The 6144-nt window shown below is 67.6% G+C and carries 8 protein-coding genes and 1 pseudogene; 3 read left to right on the top strand and 6 right to left on the bottom strand.

The window, feature by feature from the left end; all coding sequences use genetic code 11:
* From E1263_RS41605 to E1263_RS41615, 3 genes are all read right to left on the bottom strand, one after another.
* Nucleotides 1–543 (bottom strand): hypothetical protein (locus tag E1263_RS41605; protein WP_132177859.1); only part of this gene is annotated, 543 nt, incomplete at its 3' end.
* Between the two features lie 18 nt (nucleotides 544–561).
* Complete coding sequence (locus tag E1263_RS41610; RefSeq protein WP_132177861.1) at nucleotides 562–882, bottom strand: AzlD domain-containing protein; 321 nt, start codon at nucleotides 880–882, stop codon at nucleotides 562–564.
* Entirely contained in the window at nucleotides 879–1565 is a 687-nt protein-coding gene (locus tag E1263_RS41615) for an AzlC family ABC transporter permease (protein ID WP_132177863.1), read from the bottom strand. Before E1263_RS41615 ends, E1263_RS41610 begins: the two co-directional genes overlap by 4 nt.
* A gap of 68 nt (nucleotides 1566–1633) precedes the next feature.
* Here E1263_RS41615 and E1263_RS41620 point away from each other — a divergent pair, with 68 nt between their 5' ends.
* Nucleotides 1634–2188 carry a helix-turn-helix domain-containing protein gene (locus tag E1263_RS41620; protein ID WP_132177865.1) on the top strand — a complete coding sequence of 185 codons (555 nt, stop codon included), beginning with the start codon at nucleotides 1634–1636 and terminating at the stop codon, nucleotides 2186–2188.
* 54 nt (nucleotides 2189–2242) lie between these two features.
* Here E1263_RS41620 and E1263_RS41625 read toward each other — a convergent pair whose 3' ends face one another.
* Nucleotides 2243–3073, bottom strand: coding sequence for an SAM-dependent methyltransferase (locus E1263_RS41625; protein ID WP_132177867.1), 831 nt, complete (start codon nucleotides 3071–3073; stop codon nucleotides 2243–2245).
* A 191-nt stretch (nucleotides 3074–3264) separates the two neighbouring features.
* On the opposite strand from E1263_RS41625, the gene E1263_RS41630 reads away from it, so the two are divergent.
* Nucleotides 3265–4101, top strand: a complete 837-nt coding sequence (locus E1263_RS41630; protein WP_132177873.1) for a helix-turn-helix domain-containing protein — start codon at nucleotides 3265–3267, stop codon at nucleotides 4099–4101.
* Here E1263_RS41630 and E1263_RS41635 read toward each other — a convergent pair.
* Nucleotides 4098–4583 (bottom strand): winged helix-turn-helix transcriptional regulator, encoded by a 486-nt coding sequence (locus E1263_RS41635; protein WP_202869309.1) that lies wholly within the window; start codon nucleotides 4581–4583, stop codon nucleotides 4098–4100. The two genes, E1263_RS41630 and E1263_RS41635, sit on opposite strands and share 4 nt — an antisense overlap.
* 73 nt (nucleotides 4584–4656) lie before the next feature.
* Between E1263_RS41635 and E1263_RS44200 the strand changes: the two are divergent.
* Nucleotides 4657–5049 (top strand): annotated as a pseudogene (locus E1263_RS44200) (N-acetyltransferase family protein); the annotation flags it as partial.
* Between the two features lie 78 nt (nucleotides 5050–5127).
* Here E1263_RS44200 and E1263_RS41645 read toward each other — a convergent pair.
* A partial coding sequence (locus E1263_RS41645) for an epoxide hydrolase family protein (RefSeq protein ID WP_132177871.1) occupies nucleotides 5128–6144 on the bottom strand: 1017 nt, incomplete at its 5' end.

Below are 6144 nucleotides of genomic sequence, written 5' to 3' on the forward strand. Positions count from 1 at the left end.
GCCGGGGACGCGGCCGACGGGCTTGCGGCGGCGGCGGACGATGCCGATGGTCAGCAGGACGGCACCGAGCGCTCCGAACACCAGGATCGAACCGATCGCGCCGAAGATCGACAGGACGAACGCCACCACGGAGCTGCGCGGGCCGACGGCGTACGTCGCGCTGGTCTCCTTGTCGGTGCAGGTGACCAGGTAGTCGCCGGCCGGGACCGTGTTCTCCGAGCGCAGGACGACGTACCAGCTCTCGCCGTTGACCGTGATCTGTTCGGTACTGCGTGGCTCCACCAGTGCCACGTCGGCCGCCTGCGCGTCCTTGACCCGGCAGGGCGCCTCCATCACCGGGATCGACGAGTAGATCGTCAGTCCTTTCTCCGCCAGCGTCACCTGGGTGCTGGAGTCGCCGATCGGCTGCGGCGAGACGGGGGCGGTCGTGACGATCCGCACGACGAAGAAGGCCGTGAGGGCAAGGCCGACGACGAAACATCCGATCCCGATCCAGATCAGTGTTCGACGCGGCGCAGCCGGAGGGGCGGCGGAGCTGCTCATAGCGGGAGATTAACTGAGTTATGGGACTCCGAGGAGTCTTAGTCCAGCAGCTGTTGCGGCGGCCGCAACCACGATGAGCACGAACGGCGCCTTGCGCCAGGCGAGGACACCGCCCACCAGTACGCCGGCCGGTCGCGCGATACCAGCCGAACCGGAACCGGCGGTGAGCGCCGCGGTGGCGACCAGGGCGGTCAGCAGGACGATCGCGGCGGCCGCGAGGAGGCCCTGGATCCGCTCCGGGATCTCGAAGCGGCTGCGCAGCACCGGACCCGCGATCCGCAACGAAAAGGTGCCGACGGCAAGGATTCCGATACCGGTCAGGAGCAACGGAGTGTTCATGCGGCGGGCTCCAGTGCGGGCTTCGGGGTGCGGTAGAAAAGCAAGCCGGCCGAGGCGAAAAGTACCGGCAAGCCGGCTGGCAGGAACGGTGTCGTGGCCAATGCGACGACGGCTCCGACCAAGGCCGCCGTACGGGTGGAGCGGTCGCGCAGCGCCGGGAGAACCAGCGCTAGCAGGACTGCGGGGAAGGCTGCGTCGAGGCCGAAGACGTCGGTGTCGGTGATCACCGAGCCGGCCGCGGAACCGAGGAGGACGCCGATGTTCCAGCAGATGAAGATGCCGATCCCACCAGCCCAGTACGCCGCTCGCCGTTGCCGGGGGTTGTCCTGGCCAATGGCGAAGGCAACGTTCTCATCGGTCATCAGGTGGCTTCCGAGCCAGCGCCGCCAACCAGAACCGACCTCGTCGCTCACCGCCAGACCGAACGCGACATGCCGGGTGTTCACCAGAACGCCCGCGATCATCGCCGCGATCGGGCTACCGCCGGCGATCACGATCCCGACGAAGAGGAATTGCGAGGCCCCGGCGAACACGACGATCGACAGCAGCACCGGCACCCACCAGGGCAGACCGCCGCCGACGCTGATCGCGCCGTACGAGAGGCCGACTACGCCGTCAGCCAGGCAGACCAGTCCGATGTCGCGGGCCAGCCGCCGGTCGAGTGTTCGCCAGATCGAACGCATGGACATTATGATGAACACAGACCACCCGTTCGTCAACCCGAACGACCGTACCGATGGAGCGAACACGGATGGACAGTAAGGCACCACTGGATGTGATCGCAGCCTCCCTGCGCCGGCACCGGGCGCGAGCCGGGCTCTCGCTCAGCGAGGTGGCGAAGCGGGCCGGCGTCGCGAAGTCGACGCTCTCCCAATTGGAGTCGGCCACCGGGAACCCCAGTGTCGAGACGCTCTGGGCGCTGGCGGTCGCGCTCGATACGCCCTTCGCCGCGCTCCTCGATCCGCCACGCCCGAAGATCCAGCTGATCCGGGCAGGCGAGGGGCCGGTGCTCTACTCCGAGAACCCCGAATACAGCGCGACACTCGTCGCCTCGAGTCCGCCGTACGCGCGGCGCGACATCTACCGGATCGAGGTCGACGCGGGTCCCGGCCGCCGATCCGAACCCCACATGCCCGGCGTCGTCGAACACGTCATCCTCGGCACCGGCCGCGCATTGATCGGCCCTGCTGACGAGCCGGTTGAACTGCATCCCGGCGACTACATCTCTTACCCGGGCGACCTCCCCCACATCTTCCGCAGCCTGGCGAAGCACACGATCGCCACGCTCATCTCCGAACACGTGTAAGCGCCCGGGACCGCGTGGGTCCCGGGCGCTTCGCCGTACAGATTGCTGGAGCTGTTAGAGCTTGCGGCCGACGGCGCCGACGATGCATTCCTCGACCTGGTTCAGCGGCTTGAGCCGCGGGCCGTCCGGCCACCAGTCGTCGCAGAGCACCAGGCCCGGGGCGACCAGCTCCTGGCCGGGGAAGAACTCCATCAGTTCCGCGCGGGTGCGGAACCTGCCGCTGCCCATCGGGCTGTGGATGAACTTGTCCTCCATCTTCTGGGCGACCGCGGTGTGCTCCGGAGTCTCCGGGTCGTAGAAGTGCGAGATCACCGTGTAGGACCCGGGCACCACCGCGTCGACGTACTTCTGCATGATCTGCGCACCTTCGGTGCCGATGTAGTGGTGCAACGTGCCGGCCTGCATCACGGCGATCGGCTGGCTGAAGTCGAGGAACTCACGCACCTCGGGCTTGCTCAGCACCTCGTCCGGCTCGAAGATGTCGGCGCTGACGAACAGCGTGTTCTCGTTCTCCTCGAGCAGCGCGCGGCCGTGCGCGAGCACCACCGGGTCGTTGTCGATGTAGAGCACCTTGGCCTCGGGCTGGATCCGCTGCACGACCTGGTGGGTGTTCTCGGCGGTCGGCAGGCCGGATCCGCAGTCCAGGTACTGCGTGATCCCCGCCTGGCCCGCCAGGAACCGGCACGAGCGGATCAGGAAGTTCCGGTTCGACCAGGCCAGGTCCTGGGCCTGCGGCGCGGCGGCCTGGACCCCACGCAGTACCTCGCGGTCGACCTCGAAGTTGTCCTTGCCGCCCAAGAAGGCGTCGTACACCCGGGCGATACTGGCCCTGGTGGTGTCCACCCCGACCGGAACCGAACTGGGAGCCTTGCTGGAGTCGGGCATACAAACCTCATTACTGTCTGTCGGGAGCTGTGAGGGAACTCTACTGACAGTAGGCCCCAGTGAACACGTCGTGCGCGCGGGTTCCCTGGACGACTTCACGTTCTGTTGTGAAATGATCGCTGACAACACCAGCAACTGGGAGGGCAGGCGTGACGGAACCGGCGTACGGCGGCCCGACCGCCCTGCGCATCATGCTCGGCGCGCACCTGCGCCGGCTGCGCGAGGAAGCCGGGATCAGCCGCACCGACGCGGGCTGGGCGATCCGCGGCTCGGAGTCGAAGATCAGCCGTGTCGAGCTCGGCCGCGTCGGCTTCAAGGTGCGCGACGTCGAGGACCTGCTGGCGCTGTACAAACTCGAGGACGAGGTCGAGCGGGACCGCCTGCTGACGCTCGCCCGCGAGGCGAACAACCCCGGCTGGTGGCAGCGGTACGACGACCTCACGCCGAACTGGTTCCATTCCTACATCGGGCTGGAGGGCGCCGCGGACCTGATCCGGACGTTCGAGCTCCAGTTCGTTCCGGGCCTGCTGCAGACCCCGGAGTACGCGCGCGCCGTGATCGCGATGGGCCGGCTCGAGGAGCCGCTACCGCCCGCCGAGGTGGATCGCCTGATCGCCTTGCGCATGCGCCGTCAGGAAGTGTTGACGCGGCAGCGACCCGCCCGACTCTGGGTCGTCATCGACGAGGCTGTGCTGCGTCGGCCGATCGGCAGTAAGAAGGTGCTCCGCAATCAGCTCGAGTTCCTGATCGAGCAGTCGCGGCGGCACAACGTGACGCTGCAGATCATCCCGTTCGGCAAGGGCGGTTACACCGCGACCGGCGGTGCGTTCACGCTGCTGCGTTTCAACGACACCGACCTGCCGGACATCGTCTACATCGAGCACCTGACCAGTGCGGTCTACCTGGACAAGCGCGAAGACCTCGACACGTACGTCGTCACGATGGACGCGCTCTCGATCGCCGCCGCGCAGCCCCGCGACACCGAGCGGTTGCTCCGCCAGGCCATTGCAGAGCTGGACGCCAGCTAACTGACTTCGCGAAGGATCGCTCCGGGGCCGGGGCGGATCGCCACCTGGCGCGGCTCCGGCTCATGGCCGGCATCGCAGCGCAGTACGACGCTCACGTGCTCACCGCAGTCGCGGTGCCGCGGCTCGATCGGCGGACCGGCCTCGTCCGCCAGGTACTGATCGCCCCACTGAATCATCGCCACCAGGACCGGATAGAGATCCAGACCGGCCTGAGTCAGGCGGTATTCGTACCGCTCACGCTGGCCGGGCTCGCGATACGGCTCCCGCCGCAGGACCCCGCGCTCGATCAGCGCCGCGAGCCGGTCGGTCAGGACCTGCCGCGGAATCCCGGCCCGGGTCCGGATGTCCTCGAACCGCCGCACCCCGACGAACAGCTCCCGCAAGACGTGGAAGGTCCACTTGTCGCCGAGAGTCTCCATCGTGCGCGAGATCGTGCAGTTCTCCGTCGAGTAGGCCATCGCCTCCGGAACCAAGGTCGTCATGGATCGAGGATAAGTCTGCTTGACAGACTTAGCCAAGTACCGTCAGGCTGAATCCGTGAATCAGACTCAGCCAGTGACCCTCCGCCGCGCCGACGAGGCCGACCTGGACGGCCTCGAGCAGCTGCTCACCGGCCTGTCCGACCTCAGCCGCTGGTTCCGGTTCCAGACCGCCATCGGCACACCCCCGCGACCGGCCCTCCTACTCCGGATGCTCCGGCCCGCCGGTGCCGCCTGGGTGGCCTCCCGCGACGACCGCACGATCGGCCACGCCATGTGGGCCTGGGCGACCCTCGGCGTACCGGACATGGTGGACGGGCGGGTCGCTGAGCTGGCCGCCGTGATCGCCGACGACGAGCAGGGTCGCGGCCTCGGCGTACACATGCTTGCGGTCGCAGCTGCTGACGCAATCGCTTCAGGTGCTACACATTTCCTGTTCGTGGTCAGCACCTCGAACGACGCCAGCCTGCGCATGGTGCGCCGCCGCTGGCCCGACGCGGTCGCCGAGCGAGATGGCGGCCTACTGACATTTGTTGCGCCGGCTCGACTACCGGACCAGCCGAAAGAATCGGCGAACGTCATCCACGAGCAGGTCCGGTGCCTCCAGGGCCGCGAAATGCCCGCCCCGCGTGAACTCCGACCAGTGCACGATCCGGTGCCGACGCTCTAACACCCGCCGGATCGCCGGGTCGGTCGGGAAGACCGCAACCCCGGTCGGTACGTCGGATCGTTCGGCCGGCTGGTCAACTTCGTAGTACAGGTTGGCGGAGGTGGCACTCGTGTTGGTGAACCAGTAGAGCGAGACATCGAAGAGGATGTGGTCGAGGTCGACAGCCTCGTGCGGCAAGGGTTTCGCCGGGTCGGTCCACTCCCAGAATTTCTCCAGGATCCACGCCAGTTGCCCGACGGGTGAATCACTGAGGCCGTGGGCAACGGTCTGCGGTCGGGTCCCTTGCAGGTCGGCGTATCCGGTCCCGACCTTCCGCAGGCGATCTGCTTCCGCAAGCCGCTCGCGCTCTGTGGCTGTCAGCTGGTCCTCGGGCAGAACGTCGGGGTATGCCAATCCACCATTGATGTGCACGCCGACCACGTGCTCCGGATCAGTTGCCCCTAGCAACGGTGAGACCACGGATCCAGTGTCACCGCCTTGAGCGCCGTACCGGTCGTAGCCGAGCCTTCGCATCAACTCGGCCCACGCTCTGGCGATCCGCGCGTGGTTCCAACCGGACTCGAGCGGCACCGAGAACCCATGCCCCGGCACCGACGGTACGACGAGATGGAAGGCGTCCCGCGGATCCCCGCCGTACGCCGCCGGATCCGTCAGGGGACCGAGCACCGGCAGGAACTCCGCCACCGACCCCGGCCACCCGTGCGTCAGCACCAACGGCAACGCGCCGGCCTCCGGCGACCGCACGTGCAGGAAATGCACCTCCTGCTCGTCAATCCGCGTCACAAACTGCGGATAGGCGTTCAGCCGCGCTTCCCACTCCCGCCAATCGAACTCCAGCCACCGCTCAACCACCCACCGCAAGTACTCAACCGGAACCCCGCGCTCCCACCCCTC

The organism is Kribbella antibiotica, from assembly GCF_004349055.1.
GTDB classification, from domain to species: domain Bacteria; phylum Actinomycetota; class Actinomycetes; order Propionibacteriales; family Kribbellaceae; genus Kribbella; species Kribbella antibiotica.

Bases quoted from the DNA above. Each gene is read 5' to 3' on its own strand.
- E1263_RS41610 (WP_132177861.1), bottom strand. From the start codon at position 882: ATGAACACTCCGTTGCTCCTGACCGGTATCGGAATCCTTGCCGTCGGC.
- E1263_RS41615 (WP_132177863.1), bottom strand. From the start codon at position 1,565: ATGCGTTCGATCTGGCGAACACTCGACCGGCGGCTGGCCCGCGACATC.
- E1263_RS41620 (WP_132177865.1), top strand. From the start codon at position 1,634: ATGGACAGTAAGGCACCACTGGATGTGATCGCAGCCTCCCTGCGCCGG.
- E1263_RS41625 (WP_132177867.1), bottom strand. From the start codon at position 3,073: ATGCCCGACTCCAGCAAGGCTCCCAGTTCGGTTCCGGTCGGGGTGGAC.
- E1263_RS41630 (WP_132177873.1), top strand. From the start codon at position 3,265: ATGCTCGGCGCGCACCTGCGCCGGCTGCGCGAGGAAGCCGGGATCAGC.
- E1263_RS41635 (WP_202869309.1), bottom strand. From the start codon at position 4,583: ATGACGACCTTGGTTCCGGAGGCGATGGCCTACTCGACGGAGAACTGC.